Genomic DNA, 18,492 nt, shown 5'->3' on the forward strand with positions numbered 1-18,492 from the left:
GGGACCGATGACGGAGACCGGACCGGACACCGGGGTGCTGCGGGAGATCGTCGAGGGCGTCTATGCCTGGGAACAGCCCGACGGCACCTGGTGGGTGAACAACGCGGGCGCCGTCGCCGGAGACGAGGGGGTCCTGGTGGTCGACACGTGCGCGACCGCCACCCGCACCCGTAGGTTCCTCGACGCGCTGGACGTCGCCACCGGTGGCGCGCCGATCCGCTGGGCGCTCAACACCCACCAGCACGGCGACCACACCTACGGCAACAGTCTGCTGCCCGAGAGCACCGTCCTGATCGGACAGACCTCCATGCGGGAGGCGCTCGCGCGCGACCCGCTCTTCGAACATCTTCCACCGGCGTGGACGCCGCAGCCGGAGTGGGGCGACGTCACCCGCAGGCTTCCCGGGGTGACCCTGGACCGCGCGCTCACCCTCCACACGGGAGGACGCCGGGTCGACCTGCTCCACCCGGGATACACCGCCCACACCTCCGGGGACGTGGTGGCCTGGCTCCCCGGGGAACGGGTGCTGTTCACCGGCGACCTGATCTTCCACGGCCTGACCCCGTTGGCGTTCATGGGATCCCTCGAGGGCTCACTGCGTTCGTTGGAGTGGGTGGCCTCCTTCGAACCCGAGCACGTCGTCCCCGGCCACGGCCCGCTTCTGGGCGCCTCCGAGCTGGACAAGGTCCTCTCCGCCCACGAGCGCTACTACCGGTTCGTCCTGGACGCCGCCGGGGACGCCGTACGCGAAGGGCTCTCCCCCTTGGAGGCCGCGCGCGCTCTGGACCTGGGCGAATTCTCCTCGTGGGCGGACGCCGAACGGATCGTGTTGAACCTCCACCGGGCGCAGGCCGATCTCCTCGGGGAGCCGATGGACCTGTTGGGCGCGCTCCAGGACACGGTCACGTGGAACGGCGGTCCCATGGCCACCACCCTGTAGAGGCGCCGCGCCCTCGACCGTTGGTCACCCATCGACCCTTTTTTGGGTGAAATCACCTTAAACGTGAGCCAAGTGCCTCTTGTCTCCCGCTGCGGAGGGTCCACCGGTGTTTCGCTGGTACCGGTGGACATGACCTGAGCGCGCAGAAGGGGGCACGATGGTCGAGGCGAGCGAAGGACTGAGACACGCCAGACCCCGAGGGCCGCGGAGCGGCTGGGTCCCCCTGGGGATCTCCACCGCCGTGGTCGTGGTCCTGCTCGGCGGATGGGCGCTGGTGAACACCGTCCTCCCCTCCGGCACCCCCGTCGCGGCGGGGCAGAGCATGACGATCGCCTCGGCCGAGGGGCACGAGGCGAAGCTGACCTTCGGCCGAGGCTGGGAGATCTTCCCCGGCGACAGCAGCGCGGGCGACAACTACCGACTCGGCCACGGCTCCACTCAACTCCGGTTGAACGTGGCCCTCCCCGAACGGAGGGCCTCGGACATCGAGCTGTGGGAGGGGATGCGCAACATCGTCCGCGTCGGAGACCCCTCCGCCAGTCTGACCGACCCGCAACCGGTCACCACCGCGTCGGGGGCCGAAGGGCTGACCGGCGTCATGCACAGCAACCGGAACACCGGGACCGCCACCCTGTTCCCCTCGCCCAACAAGGGCTTCGTCATCGAGGCGACCGCCACCGGAGCCGGTCAGGGCGAGGCCGAACGTCTGCTCCAGACGCTCCGATTCGACCGTGTCGGAGGTGGAGCATGAGTCACGCGCGCCCCGAACCCGACGTGCCCTCCACCGTGAACGGGAGGGTGCCACGACCACGCCCCTCCGCTCGAGAAGACGAGGAGGGCGGCCCTCGGCGCGTCGGTCGCGGGCCCGCGACCGACCGCCACCGGACCCTCGGGATCGTCACCGGGATCGTCTTCGGTCTGGGGTGCCTGATCGGGTTCGGCATGTTCGTGAACGGCTTCCTCGGCATGGTGTTGGTCTTCCCCGGCGAGACCGCGCTGTCGTTCGTCCTGCTCGCGGTGGTCGGCGTCGTGGGATTCGCGGTGCTCCGCCGGATCCGGCCGGTCCGGGCCCCGACGATGGCCGTCTCGATCCTGGCCCTGGTGTGGGGCATGACCGGAGCCCTCGGCCTGGCGCTGACGGCCAACGGCCACCTGCTGTCGATCTGGAACAAGGTCGCCGGCCTGCCCTTCGGCGGCGAGTGGGGGGCGGCGCTCACCGCGCCGTTGAACGAGGAGCTGCTCAAGGTCGTCGGGATCGTGCTCATCGCGGTCCTCCTTCCGAGGGCGATCCGCAGCCCCATCGACGGCTTCATCGTCGGCGCTCTCGTCGGGCTGGGCTTTCAGCTGGTGGAGGACCTCACCTACTCGCTGAACATGATCGTCATGAGGGGCGGTATCGACGGCGTCGTCGCCGTCGTGCAGTCCTTCTTCCTCCGGGTCGTGCTCACCGGGCTGGGCTCGCACTGGGCGATGACGGCCGTGGCGGGGGCCGCGGTGGGGCTGGTCGCGGCGGCCTCTTGGCGCCCCGAAGGCCGCCGGACCGTCCAGGCGGCCCTGCTCCTGCTGTTGGCGATCGTCCTGCACTGGCTCTTCGACGCGCCGCTGCTGGGTTCGGTCTCGGGAATCCTGTTCAAGGGGCTGCTCATCTTCCTGACGGCCGTGACCGTCTACCTCGTCGCCCGCCACACCTACCGTTCCCGGGTCCGACGGGCCTTGGCCGAGGCCGGTGACGAGCTGGGGATGCGACGTTCCTCCGCGATGGCCCTGGCCGGTCGTCGGGCACGCGTCAAGGAGCTGCGCGCCACCCCGGTGCCGGAACGGCCGGCCGCACGGAACCGGCAACGACAGATGGTCGCGTTCGCCGAGGAGAGGGCGGTCGAGTACCACCCGCCGCCCCGGCCGGAGCCCGTGCTCGGCGAATGAGCCGCCTCCGAACACCGACGAGGCCCCCGGTGCCGACCGGGGGCCTCGTCGTATCCCCACCCCTCCGACCTGCGCCCCGAGTGGCCACGAACGCGGCTCATAGGTTAGCTTTACCTAAATCGGGCGCAATGGTGTTCTTCAGGCACTTCGGCATCGCTGTGCGCTCCGATACCACCGACACCACGGGCCCCGTGCGCGGCCGACACCGCCCACGCCCCGCCTTCGACCCCTCGGGGAGATCGCCCGCGGCGACACCATCAGCGATCAGAGGATTCCCTTGTCCAGACTCACCACCGCCACCACGGTCCTCGTGGCGGGAGCACTCCTCCTCAGCGGCTGCGGCACCACCGAGACCTCCGGCACCGGGGACAACCGGTCGAACGTGGCCACCGGGCAGGAGGGCTTCCAGGACGTGCGCGAGCTCTCCGAACGGCTCGGCACGGACGCCGCCCCCGGCGAGTTCCCCCGCGTCGTGGACAACCTCGTCGCCAACGGCGAGGTCGGACCGACGGAGATCCCGGCCAAGCCCGAGCGGGTCATCGTCCTCGACACCGGTGAACTGGACAACGTGCTCTCCCTCGGCATCGAACCGGTCGGGATCGCCCACCCCGCCGACGCCGGGATCGCCCCCGACTACCTGGAGGTCGGCGACGCGGTGGACCTGGGCGCCTACGACGCTCTCGACCTCGAACAGATCAAGAACCTCGAGCCCGACCTCATCCTGGGCACCACGCTCCGGATCGACGACGACGGTCTGAAGGAGAGCCTCCAGGAGATCGCCCCGACCGTTCTCGCGCCCCGCCCCGGCGTGCTCTGGAAGGAGAACTTCCTGCTGAACGCGGACGCCCTGGGAGAGGAGGAGCGGGCCCGCGAACTCCTCGACGCCTACGAAGAGCGCGCGGGCGAGGTCGGTGACGCCATCGTCGAGGCCAACGGGGGCGAGGTCCCCACCGTGTCCATGCTCCGCTTCATGGCCGGCCGCACCCGCCTGTACGGCAACGACTCCTTCATCGGTGTCCTGCTCCAGGACGTGGGCCTGAAGCGCCCCGAGGCCGAGGACATCGACGACCTCGCCCTGGAGATCTCCCCCGAGGAGATCACCCTGGCCGAAGGCGACTGGGTGCTCTGGGGCACCTACGGCGAGGCCGACGCGACCGAGCAGGCCGCCGTGGTGGACGGCCCCCTCTGGGACCGGGTCCCCGCCGTCGCCGACGACGGCCTGGTCCGCGAGATCCCCGACGAGACCTGGTACCTGGGCCTGGGCGTGACCGGCGCCGAACACGTTCTGGACGATCTGACCGAGATCGCCGACAGCCTCCGGTGACACCCCGATCCCTCGCGCCGAGGAGGACCGCGCACACCGGCGCGGTCCTCCTCGGCGCCCTCGTCCTACTGATCGTGGCCTTCCTGGTCAGCCTCGCCGTGGGCACGCGCGTCCTCTCCCCCGTCGAGACCCTCCAAGGGATCTTCGGCCGGGAGGGCATCGCCGCCACCGTCATCTGGGAGATGCGCTTCCCCCGGACCCTCCTGGGCCTGCTCGTGGGCGCGAGCCTGGGCATGGCGGGGGTGCTCGCCCAGTCCGTGACCCGCAACCCCCTCGCCGACCCCGGGCTACTGGGCATCTCCTCCGGAGCCGCGGTCGCCGTGGTCGCGGGGAGCGCCTTCCTCGGTCTCGGCGCGGGCGCCCCACGGGTCCTCCTCGCCCTGCTGGGCGCCGCGCTGGCCACGGCGGCGGTGTACCTGTTCGCCCAGCGCTCCCCCGAAGGCCTCACACCCGTCAACATGACCCTGGCCGGCGCGGCCACCACCGCCTTCCTCGGCGCCGTGATCTCCGCGACCGTGCTGCTCAGCGCCTCGACCATGGACCAGTACCGGTTCTGGGTGGTCGGGGCCCTCACCATGCCCGGGACCGGGGTGCTCCCGCCCAGCGTCCCCTTCATGCTCGCGGGCGCCGTCCTGGCCCTGGTGGTGTCCGGCTCGCTCAACGCGATGGCCCTGGGCGACGACACCGCGGCCGCCCTCGGGGTCCGGGTCATGCGGACCCGACTGCTGGCCGGAGCCGCCGTGGTCCTGCTCTCGGGCACCGCCGTGGCCCTGGCCGGACCGATCGCCTTCGTCGGCCTGGTGATCCCGCACATCGCCCGAGCGCTGGTGGGCGGCGACGTCCGACGACTGCTCGCCTGCGCCGCACTGCTCGGCCCGCTGCTCCTTCTGATCTCCGACGTCGTGGGACGGCTGGTGGCCCGGCCCGGCGAACTCCAGGTGGGGGTCGTGACCGCACTGGTCGGGGCGCCCTTCTTCATCTGGTTGACCCGACGTACCAAGGAGCGTGGCCTGTGACCGCCACCGTACGCGCGGGCCGTCCGTCACGCGCCCTCGACCTGCTCCCCCGCCCCCGGCCGCGCGCCCGGGTGGTGGTGGCGACCCTGTCCGTCGCCGTCCTGGTGATCCTCTCCGCCCTGGTGGCGCTGAGCCTGGGCGATCGACCGACCGCGCCCGCGGACCTGTGGGCCGCGTTGCACGGCCGAGGCGCGGAGAACACCGTCTACGCGGTACGGGAGGTCCGGCTTCCGCGTGTGGCGCTGGCGATCCTGGTCGGCGCGGCCTTCGGACTGGCGGGCGGGCTCGGCCAGAGCGTACTGCGCAACCCGCTGGCCAGCCCGGACGTCCTGGGGATCAGCGCGGGCGCCTCCACCGCGGCCGTCGGGGTGATCGCCGTGGGCACGCTGGGCGGGCCCGTGGGCGTCGTCCCGATCCCGGTGGCCGCCCTGGCCGGAGGGCTGGGCGCGGCCGCGCTGATCTTCCTGCTGGCCCGAGGCGATTCCCTACGGGGACGGCGGCTCCTCCTGGTCGGGATCGCCCTGTCGGCGGCGTTGACCGGGTTCACGCAGTACCTGCTGACCGTGGTGGACGTGCACGACGCGCAGCGCGCGGCGGTCTGGCTCACCGGCAGCCTGAACACCCGCTCGTGGGAGGACGCCGTCCCGGTCGCCCTCGGCCTGGCGGTCCTACTGCCCACCGCTCTGGTGCTGGCGCACACCAACCGCGCCCTGCTCTTCGAGGACGACGTGGTCGTCGGCTGGGGTGTGCGCACCGGCCGGGCCCGGGCGACGCTCCTGCTGGTGTCCGTGTGCCTGGCGGCGCTCGCGACCTCGGCGGCCGGGCCGGTGGCCTTCGTCGCCCTGGTATCGGGGCAGGTCGCGCGACGGCTAGCCGCCGTCCCCGACATCCCACCCCTGCTGTCCGCGTCGACCGGCGCCGCCCTGGTGCTGATCGCCGACACCGTGGCGCGCACCGCGCTGCCCGTGCAGCTTCCGGTCGGCGTGCTCACCGCGCTGGTCGGCGCCCCGTACCTGCTGTACCTGTTGCAGCGACGCCGTGGATCGAGAGGTACCGCCCGATGACCGACGCCGAGAGCCGGACCGCCCGTCTGGAGGCACGTGACGTCCGTCTGGGGTACGGCGGTGACCCCGTCGTACCCGGGCTGTCCGTACGGATCCCGGACGGGCTGGTCACGACCGTGGTGGGCGCCAACGCCTGCGGCAAGTCCACGCTGCTACGCGGCCTGTCCCGGCTGTTGGAGCCCTCGGGCGGCTCGGTGCTCCTGGACGGAAAGGACCTGGCCAAGACCCCCTCGCGCGAGGTCGCCCGGGTGTTGGGGATGCTGCCCCAGTCCCCCACCGCCCCCGAGGGCATCACCGTCCGGGACCTGGTCTCCCGGGGCCGCCACCCGCACCAGAGCTGGTGGCGCCAGTGGGGCGAGGACGACCACGAGGCCGTGGAGGACGCGCTCCGGGCGACCGGAACGGACGGGTTCGCCGACCGTGACGTGGACGAACTGTCCGGCGGCCAGCGGCAGCGGGTGTGGATCGCCATGGCGGTGGCCCAGCGCACCGACCTGCTGCTGTTGGACGAGCCCACCACCTACCTGGACATGGCGCATCAGCTGGACGTGCTGGAGCTGGTCTCCGACCTCAACCGCGAACGCGGCAGCACCGTGGTCATGGTGCTGCACGACCTCAACCTGGCCTGCCGGTACGCCCACCACATCGTGGCCATGCGGGCGGGACGGATCGTCGCCCAAGGGCCGCCGGCCGAGGTGGTGACGGAGGAACTGCTGCGCGAGGTGTTCTCCGTGGAGGCGACGGTGCTCACCGACCCGGTGTCGGGCACCCCGGTGATCGTCCCCCAGCGCACCGTGCGTCCCTGACGCAGGCGAAGGAAGGGCGTTCACCTGGGCGCCCCCTTTAGAGCTCGTTGTCCTTGTCCCCGTGCGACTTGGAAGGCCTGCACCGCCGTGGCCCACGGCGGTGCAGGACCGGAGGGCCCCCGAACCAAAGGCTGCGGGTCGTGGACGTTGACCCCCGAGACCGCCACGGACAAGGACAGACAGGCCCGGTCGGTGATCAAGTGGACCTTCGACCCATTTTCACCCCGGTCTACAGGATTCGGACCTGTCAACTCCCCCCCTTGGAGGGCCCGCATATTGACCGGGTCGATCACCCACCGAGACCAGTCCACACCGACCACGGGCACCGAGTTCGTCCAGGACCAGCCGGTGCGGCTCGGCCTGGGCCCGGGCCTGGAACCACTCGATGAAGCACCGGTGCGCGGTGGGCCCGGACAGACCGAACACCGGCGGAAGCTGCGCCCAGGGGCGGCCGGACGTGGACACGAAGACGATCGCGGCCACCTACCTCACGATCGCCGTGTCTGCGTCGACCGCCGCCCTGAGGACGTGTGAGCGCCCCGACCCCACCCGCTGGAACAGCTCCCACGAATGAGATGAACCCTTGGTTCACCGGTTACTGCGTACAGGGGAAGGAATCCGATGAACGCAAGCCACGGCGCTTTACATCATGTCGAGCTGTGGGTACGCGAACTCGACACCGCCGAGCACAGCCTCGGATGGCTGCTGCCGGCTCTGGGCTACGAGGAATACGAGCGCTGGGGGCGGGGTGTCAGCTACAGGCTCGGGGCCACTTACATCGTGCTTGAGGCGAGTCCCGCGGTACGAGGCGAGCATGACCGCAAGCGCGCCGGGTTGAACCATCTCGCCTTTCACGTGAACACCGCCGACGAGGTGGAGTCGCTGGTACGCAAGGCGGCCGGCCAGGGGTGGACGCTGATGTTCGCCGATCGGCACCCCCATGCGGCCGGGCCTGATCGGCATGTGGCGTATCTGGAGGATCCGGACGGGTTCGAAGTCGAGCTCGTGGCTAGGGATAAGACTGCCGAGCCCTGAGTTACGCCCGTCATATCCAATTCTTCTCGCGCGCGTAGCGGGCGACCTTCCCGACGCGTCTACGTGGCGGTCTTCTGGACGGCGCTGAAGAGGTGGTCCCGCACCGCCCCGGTCGGCAGGTGAAGGGTCTCGCTCGTCTGGACGATGGTGAGCCCCTTCAGGGTGCATTCGAGGACGTCGTGTTCGCGTTCGGTCAGTGGGCTGTATGAGGTCATCACCTGGACGAAGAGCTCGTTGTCGATGTGGCGCCCGCCTTCGGGCATGTCGAGGTCGAGGAGCACCGCATCGGGGCGATGGCGCTGGACCTGCCGGAGCACTTCTTCCCCGGTCACGGCCTCTGCAACGACCGGGACGTCCCCTTCGGTCTTCGAGGGGGACTCGGCACCACGATCTTCAACACCTTGTTCGTCGCCGCACTCACGTCAGGGCTCCTGGCGCTCATATTCTGACAAGGTCGAAAGAGAAGGGCAGGACAAGACATGTCGATTCACTTGATCCCCATCGGCTTCGTGCACAGCACACGGACGGATGCCACCGACGACGCCTGGGACGCGGAAGCGACGACCATCCACCTCGACGGCGACACCTTCTCCCCCGAGGCGCTCCAGGGCCTCGACGCATTCAGCCACGCGGTGATCGTCTACTGGTTCGACCGCGTCCCGCCTGAGAAGATCACGACCGGAGCCCGGCACCCTCGGGGGAACGAGTCATGGCCGAAGGTCGGTATCTTCGCCCAGCGGGGCAAGAACCGCCCCAACCGCATCGGCGTTACCACCGTGCGAATCGTCGACGTCCAGAACCTGAGCGTCACGGTCGAAGGTCTCGACGCGATCGATCGGACCCCGGTTCTGGACATCAAGCCCTACATGCTCGAGTTCGCACCACGCGGCACTGTCTCCCAACCGCAATGGTCGAAGGAACTCATGTCCGACTACTGGCGAACAATCCAATCCCAGTAGTCACCGAAAAAGGCGTGAGCCCCCTACCATTGCATCTCCTTCTTGCCAGGCGAGGACTCGGTGATGCTCACACGAACAGGAGCACCTTGAAGAGCCAAGCGGCGATGCAGGGGCCAGGGTCCGATTCCGCGTTCAGGATGTGAACCTGTTCGATGGCGCGTCACCGGGGCGGGAGACGAGAGTCGTCATTGGAACTGTTCCGCGTGCTGTAGCGAAATTTCTCGTTCCACCTGCTCAGAGTTCATCTCATTTGGATGCTCGATGGCCTGGCCGTGTGTCGATGGTCGAAGGCCTTGTTCCGGATGAGTCGTGGGAGCTGTTCCAGCGGGTGGCGCCGGGGCGCTCACGCGTCCTCAGGGCGGCGGTCGACGCAGACACGGCGATCGTGAGATAGGTGGCCGCGAGGAACGCAATCTGCGTGACGTGGGGTGATGCCCCCGGAGACGCGGAAAGAGGCCCACCGGATGGTGGACCTCTCTACAACCTGCTACTTCTCTGTCGGGACGGCGGGATTTGAACCCACGACCCCTTGACCCCCAGTCAAGTGCGCTGCCAAACTGCGCTACGTCCCGTGCGCCGATCCGCCGTCTCCGGCGCGACCAACAGCTCAGACTCTATCGCATTTCCCGGGCCCGACGAACATCGGCGAGGCCGCGCCGGCGCCCGGGACCGGATCAGGGGGTCCATCCCTCCAAGCGCTCGGACCCCCCGTCCCGGGCGACCGCCACGAGAGCTCCCGGGACGGCGATCGCCTCCGAGGCCGCGCGGCCTTCCGAGAACATCATGGTCGGGCTCTCCCAACCCACGGTCTCCCCGAAGGGCGCGACCAGGGTATAACCGGACTCGCCCAGGTAGTCCCGCGCACCGACGAAGGCCAGGGCGTCCTCCAGTACCGCGATGGACGACCCGCCGATGGTGATGTCGTGGAGGTAGACCCCCTCGACCACGGCCGTGCCCGTGACCTCTCCGGAGGGGTCGATCCGGTGGAAGGTGGTCTCCAACTCTCCCGTCTCACGGGCGATCACGGCCCCGTTCGCGTCGGCCGCCACCACCCCCCTGAGGTCCGCGCTGTAGGCGTGCTCCTCGGGAAGGACCACGAGGTCCTCACCGGTCTCCGCGTCGAGCACCAGGGTCCTGCCCTCGGGGCCGCGTTCCAGCACGACCACGTGACCCTCTCCCGGTTCCGGGACCGTCTTCTGCCGGGGACCCTCCTCACCGGGCGGGACGCTCCACTCGCGGGTCCAGAGCTCGATCTCCTCCTCCCGGTCGACCGCCACGAGCCGGGCGTCCACACCGGTCCCCTCCCACCCGAAGGGGTCGTTCGCCCTGACCGCGTTCTCGAAGAGCTCCCCGTCCTCGTCCGGGCAACCGACGGTCCCGACGATGAGAGGTCCGTGGTTCAGCACTCCGGTGACCGTGCAGTCTTCGGGGAGGTCGGAGATCTCCGCGAGGATCTCCAGGTCCCATTCCCCGTAGGACCCGTCCCGAGGAGGAGGGACGAGGTCGCCCCGCACCTCGACGACCCTCCCGTCGGCCGGGTCCAGCACATCCGTGGCACGCGGGTCCTCGCCGTCCTCGGTCTCGCCCACCAGGTGGCGTACGTGCACACGACCATCGCGTGTCCACACTTCATCGACCGGATCGTTGGGGCGCAGATAGGACCACCTCTCGGCCCCGCTCGCCCCGTCCAACGCGGTCACCCCGTCGGACAGCAGAACGAGCGGCCCGTGATCCCAGACCTCGACGGCGCGGATCTCCTGCCCTTGGGGCGGACGCCACTCCCAACCGACGCCGGAGACCGTGGCCGGGATCGCCTCGGGTTCCCCGAGGTCACCGGCGACGCGATGCGGCACCCAGGGGACGACGAACCGGGCGAGCGACACCCCGACGAGGACGACCGCCACGGCCCCGATCCCGACCATCGGCAGGAACCTCCGGGCCGGCCTCGGCTCGAACCGCCGACCACCGGCGAGCATGAGAAGACACCCCAGGGCCACGGCGCAGACCACCAGCCACACGTGCGCGTCGTCCGGCCGGGCGAGGACCGCTCGCCCTTCCGGAGTGGTCCCGCTGAAGAGCCCCTCGGGGAAGGCGCTCCACACCAGGTAGAGAGCGAGCAGGCAGGCCAGGGACATCCAGACGAGATACACGGGGACGGAGGGAGGGTAGAGGTGGCGGCGTCTCCATCTCATCCCGCCCCTCAGGATCAGGACCGCCAAGGGGACGGCCGTCCACCAGAGGGAGCCGCCGGAGGCTTCGAGCCACTCTCCGCGGGTCACGGACATCGTCACGAGCCATAGCAGGGCGCCGACCAGTAGCCCCGCGCCGATCCACACGGGCACGGGCCCGAGCCGGAACGGCCCTCCACCATCCTCACGAGCCTTGCCCGTCACCGTTCTCACCTTTTCTCATCTCGTTCGTGTTCGGCACAGACCCCGAAAGGGCGCCCCGGGAAGGGATCCCGGGGCGCCCCGAACATTCGAGGACGAAGCTAGCCGAACAGGTCCGGGCGGTGACGGCGGGCCTCCAACACGAGGGGGTTGTCCCATCCGTCCGGTCCGGCGGACTGGAAGGAGATCGCGACCAGCTCGGCCCCGGTGCGGGGGTGCCGGGGCTGGGCGGCGAACACCTGACGCATCCGGGCGGCCTGATCCGGCACGACGCGCTCTCCCCACCCGATGAGGCCGCGTGACTCCAGGTCCTTGACCTGGACGTTCTTTCCGCCGACCTCGACCCCCCTGCCGGCCGAGATCCGGTCGAGCGTCCGATCGATCTGGACGACGTCCGGCCAGCGCAGCCGGACCTGGAACCCGATGTGGTCGCGCAGCTCCACCCCGACCGGGGAGGTCAGGACGGTGGTGCCGCGGATCATCCTCCTGGTCTTGATCACGGGCGTGACCGCGAGGCAGAGGGTGGCGATGGCCCCGACGACGATCCCGCCGGTCATCCCCGTCCCGGAGGCGATCGTCTCGAAGAGGATCGAGCCGAGGAGCAGGAAGACGACGAAGAACACCCCCAGGAGCGGGCTGAACGCCAACAGGTAACGCAGATGGGTACCTGCTCCCCCCGAGGGGTGGAAGGCCTGTGTGCCCGGCTCTCCCGGCAGAGGCCATTCGGGAGAGACACGATCCCACCCCTGCGGCAGCCCTTCCACCGCCACGTGCTGCGGCGCCCGCCCGTGGTACGACGGCTGCCCGTGGCCGGGCGGCCACGCGTATCCGTGCGGCGGCCGCGGCCCCGGCGGGGGCGGACCCCATTGCTGCTGCGGCTGCTGAGGATGTGGCGGGTACTGCGGATGCTGTGGGGGTCGCGGGCCGGGGTGACCGCCCCACCCTCCCTGTGGCGGGTACCCGTTCACTCTCTCGCCCCCGGGTTCGGTCCGGTATCCGTCTTCGTTCTCATCTGTCCCCCGTCTCCTTCGCGTCCGTCCATCGATTCCAGGTTCGAACGCCGGAACAGTGTGCCAGGGAACGCCCGACCACGTCACGGTCCGGCCCCGTTCACCGGCTCTCCCACCCGACACGTGACCCCCTCGGGCCGTGAACGCTTCCGGAGCGCCCCTACCGGTCGGGGTGCCGAGAACGGCATGAGGATGGCCGCATCCGGCCAAACGTGAGATCTTTTCATCTTTATGAAGTCTCGGGAAGGGCCCGGAGAACGAGCCGAGGCCCCGCGTCGACCCGCAGGTGGACGGCCCGACGGCACGACGGAACGACCTCGCCGCGGACCCCCGTTCCCGGAAAGAGCCGAACCCGGCATCGTACCCACCCGGGTTCGCCCCCTCCCTCCGCGCCCCCGGACCGATGCCCCTCTCCCCCGTTGCCCCGGCGACCCCGGTGACCTTCAATAGGGTCCACCCCGCACCCCGCAAGGCCCGCATCGGGCCGAAAGGACACACCACACGCATGGCCTCCTTCAACCGGCGTGGATTCCTCCTGAGCTCGGCGGTGGGCCTGGCGGCCCTGGGGCTGAGCGCCCCTCCCGTCTCGGCCGCCACTCACGACCGACTCCTCCGCCGCACCCTGGACCGGGTCGTCGACCCCGAGGGCACCACCCTCGCCGAGGTCGCCACCCCCGTCGGCGACGGCTACCGACTGCTGACCTCCGGACCCGGATGGCCCATCGAGGTCCGCGAGGACCTGGTGGCGGCCCGTTCCGACCGCGACGACCGCCGCACCCCCTTGTCGGCCTTCGTCCAGTTCACCGACCTGCACATCATGGACGCCCAGAGCCCGGTGCGCTTCGAGTACACCCACCCGATCCTGGGATCCAGCGCCCACCGCCCCCAGGAGACGCTCGCCCCGCTCGGCGCCTCGGCCCTGGTCGCCAGGGTCAACTCCCTGCGTGCCGGTCCCGTCACCGGACGTCCCTTCGACTTCATGATGACCACGGGCGACAACACCGACAATCACGAGCAGATCGAGCTCGAATGGCTCATGGCGATCCTCAACGGAGGGTCGATCACCCCCAACACCGGAGATCCGTCCGGCTACGAGGGCGTGCAGAACTGCGGCTCCGACCTGTACTGGCATCCCGACAGCGAGCGCGGCGACCGGTACAAGTCCCGAGGCTTCTTCCCCCACCTGCCCGGTTTCCTGGACGCGGCCACCTCCGAGTTCCACAGCCCGGGGCTGGACGTCCCCTGGTACTGCACCATCGGCAACCACGACAACACCCCGTCCGGCACCCTGCCCGTCGGAAGCCTCACGGACTGCTTCATCGGCGACCGCAAGATCATGTTCGCCGACGACCGGGTGACCGAGCAGGCCGCGGCCGCCATGACCGAACCCGACCAGGTCGGCGAGCTTCCCGACGAGGTCGAGCGGTTGGAGGAGCCCGGAACGGTCAAGGCCTCCTCCATCGCCTCCACCGTGACCCCCGACGAGCGGCGCATGCCCTTCGACACCAAGGGGTTCGTCGCCGCCCACCTGAGCGAGGCCAACACCGGCCCCGGGCCGGTGGGGCACGGCTTCACCGAGGCCAACGCCGACGGGGTCGACTGCTTCTACACCTTCCCCATCGCCGAGGGCGTCACCGGGATCAGCATGGACACGACCACCCTGGCCGGCCTGGCCAACGGGTCCATCGGCAAGACCCAGTACGACTGGCTGGAGCGGACCCTGCGCGCGTCGAGCTCGGTCTACTACGACCTGCTCGGACGGCGCCGGACCCAGCAGGTCACCGACGAGCTGTTCGTCCTGTTCAGCCATCACACCAGCGACACGATGACCAACCCGCTCCCGGACCGTCGCCGCCCGGCCGAGCTGCGCTACATCGGCGACATCCTCGTCACCATGCTCAAGCGCTATCCGAACGTGCTGGCCTGGGTGAACGGGCACACCCACTACAACAAGGTGCGTGCGCACACCTCCAGCAGCCCCGAACGCGGTTTCTGGGAGATCAACACCGCCTCTCACATCGACCACCCGCAGATGGCCCGCTGCATCGAGATCGTGGACAACGCCGACGGGACGATGTCACTGTTCACCACCCTGTTGGAGGCCGACAGCCCCTATCAGGTGGATCACGGCGACTACTCGCAGGCCGGTCTGGCGTCGCTGTACCGAGAGCTGTCGGTCAACGACCTGTACGCCGACGCCGCCAACCTCGGTTCGGAGGCCGACCGCAACGTCGAACTCCTGGTCGCCGCGCACCATCCGGCACGGTGAGACCTCCCCGTCCGGCCGGACCTCGGAACCCGGCCGGACGGGGCCCCGGGCCCGTCACCGACATCGGCGACTCGAAGCCTTGAGCCCGCCCGCCGGAGCCCTCAGCCCTGGAACTCCAGGTCCGTGACCCGTTCGTTCTCCGGCACCGGGTCCGGAGGGGTGTCCCCTCGGAAGGGTTCGCCGTTCAGCGCCTCACGGTAGTGGGGCTCCTCCCAGCCGTACGGATCGGGCCCCACCGCCACGATGCGGGAGGGGTTGATGCCGGTGTGCACGTAGTAGTAGTGCTCCCGGATGTGGAGCAGATCTGTGGTGTCTCCGAAACCCGGTGTCTGGTAGAGGTCACGCGCGTAGGCCCACAGCACCGGATACTCGGAGAGCTTGCGCCGGTTGCACTTGAAGTGGCCGTGGTAGACCGCGTCGAACCGGACCAGGGTGGCCCACAGACGTAGATCCGCCAGGGTGATGTGATCGCTCACCAGGTAACGGTGTCCGGCCAACCGCCGTTCCAGGTAGTCGAGCCGAGAGAAGACGTTGGAGACGGCGTCCTCGTAGACCTCCTGGTCGGGGGCGAACCCGGCCCGGTAGACCCCGTGGTTGAGATCGCGGTGGATCCAGGCGCTCACCGTGTCGATCTCCTCCCGTAGGAGCTCCGGGTAGAGGGAGGGCGCGCCCTCCCTGGCCAGATCGCCCCATTCGGTGGCCAGATCGACGCTGAGCATGTCGTAGTCGTTGGAGACCAGTTCCCCGGTGGCCACGTCCACCAGGGCGGGAACGCTCACACCCCCGGTGTAGTGGGGGTCGCGGGCCAGATAGGCCTCGCGCAGAGCGTGGATCCCCAGGACCGGGTCCTTGCCGTCCCGGTCTCCGTTGCCCTCGCTGAAGACCCAGTGCGGTTCACCGTCGATGACCTCCTGGAGGGGATCGACGACCGCCAGGGAGATCACCTCTTCCAACCCCATGATGCGCCGGACCATGACCACCCGATGCGCCCATGGGCAGGCCCGGCTGACGACCAGACGGTAGCGGCCCGGTTCGGCGACGCGCCCGTAGCGCCCATCGGAGGTGACCCGGTCGGTGAAAGCCGAGGGATCGCGCTCGAAATCCTCGGTCGGCAGCATGTTGGCCCGCATACAGCACACCCTCCCTGCTCGGAGAACCCGTCCTCCTCCGATCCTAGGGCGGCGAGGGCTGGCTCATCAGGTTGTCCACAGCCTCGATCCGGGCGGATCCGGCCGCCCCCGTGGGACGGCCGGGGCGCGATTCATCGATCGTGGACGGCGGCCACGGCCTCGATCTCCACCAGCTGATCGTCGTAACCCAGAACGGTGACGCCCAGAAGGGTGCTGGGGACGTCGTGATCGCCGAAGGCGTCGCGGACCACCTCCCAGGCGGCGACCAGGTCGTCCTGGGAGGAGGAGGCGACGAGCACCCGGGTGCTCACCACGTCGGTGAGGCCGGCACCGGCCTCGGCGAGCGCCGTCCGCAGGTTGGCCACGCACACGGCGGCCTGGCCCGCGTAGTCGCCCACCGCGGCGGTGGTTCCGTCCTTCTCCAGCGGGCACGCGCCGGCGGGGAAGATCAGACGCGTCCCGGCCGGGACGGTGGCCGCGTAGGCGTATTCGGCAGCGTCGGAGAGGGCGGCGGAACGGATGAGGGTCACTGCGCTGTTCATGAGGGTCTCCCGTCGAAGGCGTCGAACCTTCGGAAGGTTAGTGACATATCGAGAGAACGCCCACCGATTTTCGCGTTCCACCGCGAGGGCCGGACCCCACGTTGGAGGCGCCCGGGACGGGGGTCAGCCGGCTCGGCCCGCCGGCGTCCGGACGCCGCTCCTCTCCAGCTCGGCCATGACCTGGCGGGCGACGGCCCGACCGGCCCGGTTCGCGCCGATCGTGCTCGCCTGCGGCCCGTATCCGGCCATGAACAGCCGAGGGTCGCGGACCGAGCGCCCGTCGCGCACCCACATCCCTCCTCCGGGTTCGCGCAACCGCAACGGGGCCAGGTGGGACAGTTCGGCGCGGAAGCCGGTGGCCCAGATGATGGCGTCCACCCGTTCGAACGAGCCGTCCTCCCAACGGACCCCGTCGGGTTCGATCACCGAGAACATCGGGCGGGCCACCAGGAGTCCGCGGTCGCGGGCGGCCAGGTTCGCGGGGGTGGCGGGCAGGCCGGTTCCGCTGATGATGCTCGGCAGCGGTCTCCCCGACCGGGCCGCCTCGTCGGCGGCGCGCACCGCCTTGACACCGCCCTTCGGGTCGTTCACGAAGGTGACCGGACGCCGGGTGACCCAGATCGTCTCGGCCGCCACGCCTTCGAGTTCGCGCAGGAAGCCGACCGCCGAGGTACCGCCTCCCACCACCAGTACCCTCCGGCCGGAGAACTCCGCCGCCTCCCTGTACTCGGGGGTGGAGAGCTGTCGGCCTCGAAAGTCGGCGATACCCGGCATATGAGGCCGGAACGGTCGCGCCCAGGTACCGGAGGCGTTCACCACCACCCGGGCCTCGATGTCCCCCGCGGTGGTCGTGACCGACAGCCCCTCGCCCTCGTCATGGACCCCGGTGACGTGGACCGGCCGCGCCACCCTCAGGTCGAAGAAGCGCTCATAGCGGTCGTAGTACTCGCGCACCACGTCCCGGGCCGGGCGTTCGACGTCGGCGGTCGCGAAGCTCAGACCCATCTCGCGCATCCCGGGAAGGTCGTCGACCTTGTGGGCGTCGTCCAGGCGCAGCGACTCCCAGCGGAACTGCCAGGCCCCGCCGGTGGCGGGCCCTCGGTCCAGGACGACGAGGTCGATCCCGGGTTCCAGTCCGAGGCGTCGTAGATGCCAGGCGGCCGAGAGACCGGCCTGGCCCGCACCGATGATCACCACGTCCGTCGAAGCGGGGAGCGTCCCCGCTCCCGTGGCCCCGTTCCGTTCGACCAGGTCCGTCATCGCCGATCCCTTCGTCCACCGTCGACAGTGGGCAACAACGGGGGATCCGCGTTCATGCCTCCCCTTCGAAGGTTCGAGCGGACCTCACATCCGCCTCGCCTTTCGAGAGGACCGGCCGCTGGAACAACGCTCCGCTCCCCCGCCCCGGGCACCGGACCGTGCGAAGGTGCCGAAACCCTCGTTCGCGGTAGTACCGGTGCAGGGCGTGGTTGGTACGCCAACAGTCCAGGCGGAGCCAGTGCCTCCCCTGAGCGGCGGTCCGAGCACAGGCCCATTCCAGGAAGGCGTCTCCGAGCCCACCGCCGCGTTCTCCCGCACGGACCATGAACTTGTAGAGGTAGAGGGCGTCGGCGAGGTCGTCTTCCTCGTTCCAGAAGTCGAGGTCGGGCCCTCCCAGGGTGAGGGTCGCGTCGATCCTCCCTCCTCGATCGACGACCCACGTCGTGCCGGAGGCGACCCCCGCCTCGATGTCCGCGATGGCGCGGGCGGTGTCGTGCCACTGGTCCGATCCGATGGAACGCAGCCACTCCGCCGCGGCCACGCGCAGTTCTATGAGGGTGGGAACGTCGTCCGGTCCGGCCCGTCGGGGGATCGTGTCGAGTCCGGGAGGCCCGGTCTCCCCTCTTGTCGCCGCCATCGTCGCTCCTCGCGGGCTTCGTCTCCGTACCGTCGTCGACGAGTGTGCCCGACGACGAGGAGAAACGGTCCGTTCCACGAAAGGTTCGGGAGAGAGATCTGGAATTCCAGGTGTCCAGGTCCGGGAGAAGGCGGCCCGCCCGCAGGGCCGAGGGGACGGCCCCTCCCGGCCGAAGAGCCGGAAGGAC

General features: G+C 69.9%; 18 protein-coding genes, 1 tRNA gene and 2 pseudogenes. 12 read left to right on the plus strand and 9 right to left on the minus strand.

Annotation, left to right across the window (positions count from 1 at the left end):
* Positions 1 to 7: 7 nt before the first annotated feature.
* The 7 genes from U9J66_RS06040 to U9J66_RS06070 all read left to right on the plus strand — a co-directional run bounded on the left by U9J66_RS06040 (position 8) and on the right by U9J66_RS06070 (position 7,073).
* A complete protein-coding gene (locus tag U9J66_RS06040) occupies positions 8 to 940 on the plus strand; it encodes an MBL fold metallo-hydrolase (protein WP_187294475.1) in 933 nt (310 codons plus the stop codon).
* Between the two features lie 157 nt (positions 941 to 1,097).
* On the plus strand, positions 1,098 to 1,691 hold the full coding sequence (locus U9J66_RS06045) for a hypothetical protein (RefSeq protein WP_161111589.1): 594 nt from the start codon (positions 1,098 to 1,100) through the stop codon (positions 1,689 to 1,691).
* Positions 1,688 to 2,863 carry a PrsW family intramembrane metalloprotease gene (locus tag U9J66_RS06050; protein ID WP_161111588.1) on the plus strand — a complete coding sequence of 392 codons (1,176 nt, stop codon included), beginning with the start codon at positions 1,688 to 1,690 and terminating at the stop codon, positions 2,861 to 2,863. The genes U9J66_RS06045 and U9J66_RS06050 overlap by 4 nt, the downstream gene beginning before the upstream one ends.
* Positions 2,864 to 3,140: 277 nt before the next feature.
* A complete protein-coding gene (locus U9J66_RS06055) occupies positions 3,141 to 4,187 on the plus strand; it encodes an ABC transporter substrate-binding protein (RefSeq protein ID WP_017533998.1) in 1,047 nt (348 codons plus the stop codon).
* Complete coding sequence (locus U9J66_RS06060) at positions 4,184 to 5,203, plus strand: FecCD family ABC transporter permease (RefSeq protein WP_017533999.1); 1,020 nt, start codon at positions 4,184 to 4,186, stop codon at positions 5,201 to 5,203. Before U9J66_RS06055 ends, U9J66_RS06060 begins: the two co-directional genes overlap by 4 nt.
* Positions 5,200 to 6,267 (plus strand): FecCD family ABC transporter permease, encoded by a 1,068-nt coding sequence (locus U9J66_RS06065; protein ID WP_017534000.1) that lies wholly within the window; start codon positions 5,200 to 5,202, stop codon positions 6,265 to 6,267. Before U9J66_RS06060 ends, U9J66_RS06065 begins: the two co-directional genes overlap by 4 nt.
* The gene (locus U9J66_RS06070; RefSeq protein ID WP_326337267.1) at positions 6,264 to 7,073 is read left to right on the plus strand and encodes an ABC transporter ATP-binding protein; all 810 of its coding nucleotides are present in this window, start codon (positions 6,264 to 6,266) and stop codon (positions 7,071 to 7,073) included. The genes U9J66_RS06065 and U9J66_RS06070 overlap by 4 nt, the downstream gene beginning before the upstream one ends.
* A gap of 52 nt (positions 7,074 to 7,125) precedes the next feature.
* On the opposite strand, the pseudogene U9J66_RS06075 reads toward U9J66_RS06070, so the two are convergent.
* Positions 7,126 to 7,634: pseudogene (locus U9J66_RS06075) on the minus strand (transposase); the annotation flags it as partial.
* A 60-nt stretch (positions 7,635 to 7,694) separates the two neighbouring features.
* Between U9J66_RS06075 and U9J66_RS06080 the strand changes: the two are divergent.
* Positions 7,695 to 8,108 carry a VOC family protein gene (locus U9J66_RS06080; RefSeq protein WP_017534003.1) on the plus strand — a complete coding sequence of 138 codons (414 nt, stop codon included), beginning with the start codon at positions 7,695 to 7,697 and terminating at the stop codon, positions 8,106 to 8,108.
* Positions 8,109 to 8,167: 59 nt separating this feature from the next.
* Here U9J66_RS06080 and U9J66_RS06085 read toward each other — a convergent pair whose 3' ends face one another.
* A complete protein-coding gene (locus U9J66_RS06085) occupies positions 8,168 to 8,323 on the minus strand; it encodes a LuxR C-terminal-related transcriptional regulator (protein WP_234305717.1) in 156 nt (51 codons plus the stop codon).
* A gap of 27 nt (positions 8,324 to 8,350) precedes the next feature.
* Here U9J66_RS06085 and U9J66_RS06090 point away from each other — a divergent pair, with 27 nt between their 5' ends.
* The 3 genes and pseudogenes from U9J66_RS06090 to U9J66_RS06100 all read left to right on the plus strand — a co-directional run.
* Entirely contained in the window at positions 8,351 to 8,557 is a 207-nt protein-coding gene (locus U9J66_RS06090; RefSeq protein ID WP_326337268.1) for a hypothetical protein, read from the plus strand.
* 42 nt (positions 8,558 to 8,599) lie between these two features.
* Positions 8,600 to 9,067, plus strand: coding sequence for an SAM-dependent methyltransferase (locus U9J66_RS06095; protein WP_326337269.1), 468 nt, complete (start codon positions 8,600 to 8,602; stop codon positions 9,065 to 9,067).
* Between the two features lie 274 nt (positions 9,068 to 9,341).
* A pseudogene (locus U9J66_RS06100) lies at positions 9,342 to 9,460 on the plus strand (IS5/IS1182 family transposase); the annotation flags it as partial.
* 105 nt (positions 9,461 to 9,565) lie between these two features.
* On the opposite strand, the gene U9J66_RS06105 reads toward U9J66_RS06100, so the two are convergent.
* The 3 genes from U9J66_RS06105 to U9J66_RS06115 all read right to left on the minus strand — a co-directional run bounded on the left by U9J66_RS06105 (position 9,566) and on the right by U9J66_RS06115 (position 12,221).
* Positions 9,566 to 9,639: transfer RNA gene (locus tag U9J66_RS06105), tRNA-Pro, on the minus strand.
* Between the two features lie 102 nt (positions 9,640 to 9,741).
* Entirely contained in the window at positions 9,742 to 11,409 is a 1,668-nt protein-coding gene (locus U9J66_RS06110) for a hypothetical protein (protein ID WP_326337270.1), read from the minus strand.
* A 149-nt stretch (positions 11,410 to 11,558) separates the two neighbouring features.
* Positions 11,559 to 12,221 carry a hypothetical protein gene (locus tag U9J66_RS06115; protein ID WP_326337271.1) on the minus strand — a complete coding sequence of 221 codons (663 nt, stop codon included), beginning with the start codon at positions 12,219 to 12,221 and terminating at the stop codon, positions 11,559 to 11,561.
* A 751-nt stretch (positions 12,222 to 12,972) separates the two neighbouring features.
* Here U9J66_RS06115 and U9J66_RS06120 point away from each other — a divergent pair.
* Positions 12,973 to 14,736, plus strand: a complete 1,764-nt coding sequence (locus U9J66_RS06120; RefSeq protein ID WP_326337272.1) for a TIGR03767 family metallophosphoesterase — start codon at positions 12,973 to 12,975, stop codon at positions 14,734 to 14,736.
* A 101-nt stretch (positions 14,737 to 14,837) separates the two neighbouring features.
* Here the strand turns inward: U9J66_RS06120 and U9J66_RS06125 are convergent, their stop codons facing one another.
* From U9J66_RS06125 to U9J66_RS06140, 4 genes are all read right to left on the minus strand, one after another.
* Positions 14,838 to 15,866: a glutathione S-transferase family protein gene (locus tag U9J66_RS06125; protein ID WP_326337273.1), complete on the minus strand. Its 1,029-nt coding sequence runs from the start codon at positions 15,864 to 15,866 to the stop codon at positions 14,838 to 14,840.
* 131 nt (positions 15,867 to 15,997) lie between these two features.
* The gene (locus U9J66_RS06130) at positions 15,998 to 16,408 is read right to left on the minus strand and encodes a RidA family protein (RefSeq protein WP_199806087.1); all 411 of its coding nucleotides are present in this window, start codon (positions 16,406 to 16,408) and stop codon (positions 15,998 to 16,000) included.
* A gap of 123 nt (positions 16,409 to 16,531) precedes the next feature.
* Positions 16,532 to 17,668 carry an FAD-dependent oxidoreductase gene (locus U9J66_RS06135; protein WP_326337274.1) on the minus strand — a complete coding sequence of 379 codons (1,137 nt, stop codon included), beginning with the start codon at positions 17,666 to 17,668 and terminating at the stop codon, positions 16,532 to 16,534.
* A gap of 52 nt (positions 17,669 to 17,720) precedes the next feature.
* Positions 17,721 to 18,305, minus strand: a complete 585-nt coding sequence (locus tag U9J66_RS06140; RefSeq protein ID WP_326337275.1) for a GNAT family N-acetyltransferase — start codon at positions 18,303 to 18,305, stop codon at positions 17,721 to 17,723.
* Between the last annotated feature and the right edge of the window lie 187 nt (positions 18,306 to 18,492).

The sequence above is a fragment of the Nocardiopsis sp. LDBS1602 genome, assembly GCF_035818715.1.
GTDB classification, from domain to species: domain Bacteria; phylum Actinomycetota; class Actinomycetes; order Streptosporangiales; family Streptosporangiaceae; genus Nocardiopsis; species Nocardiopsis alba.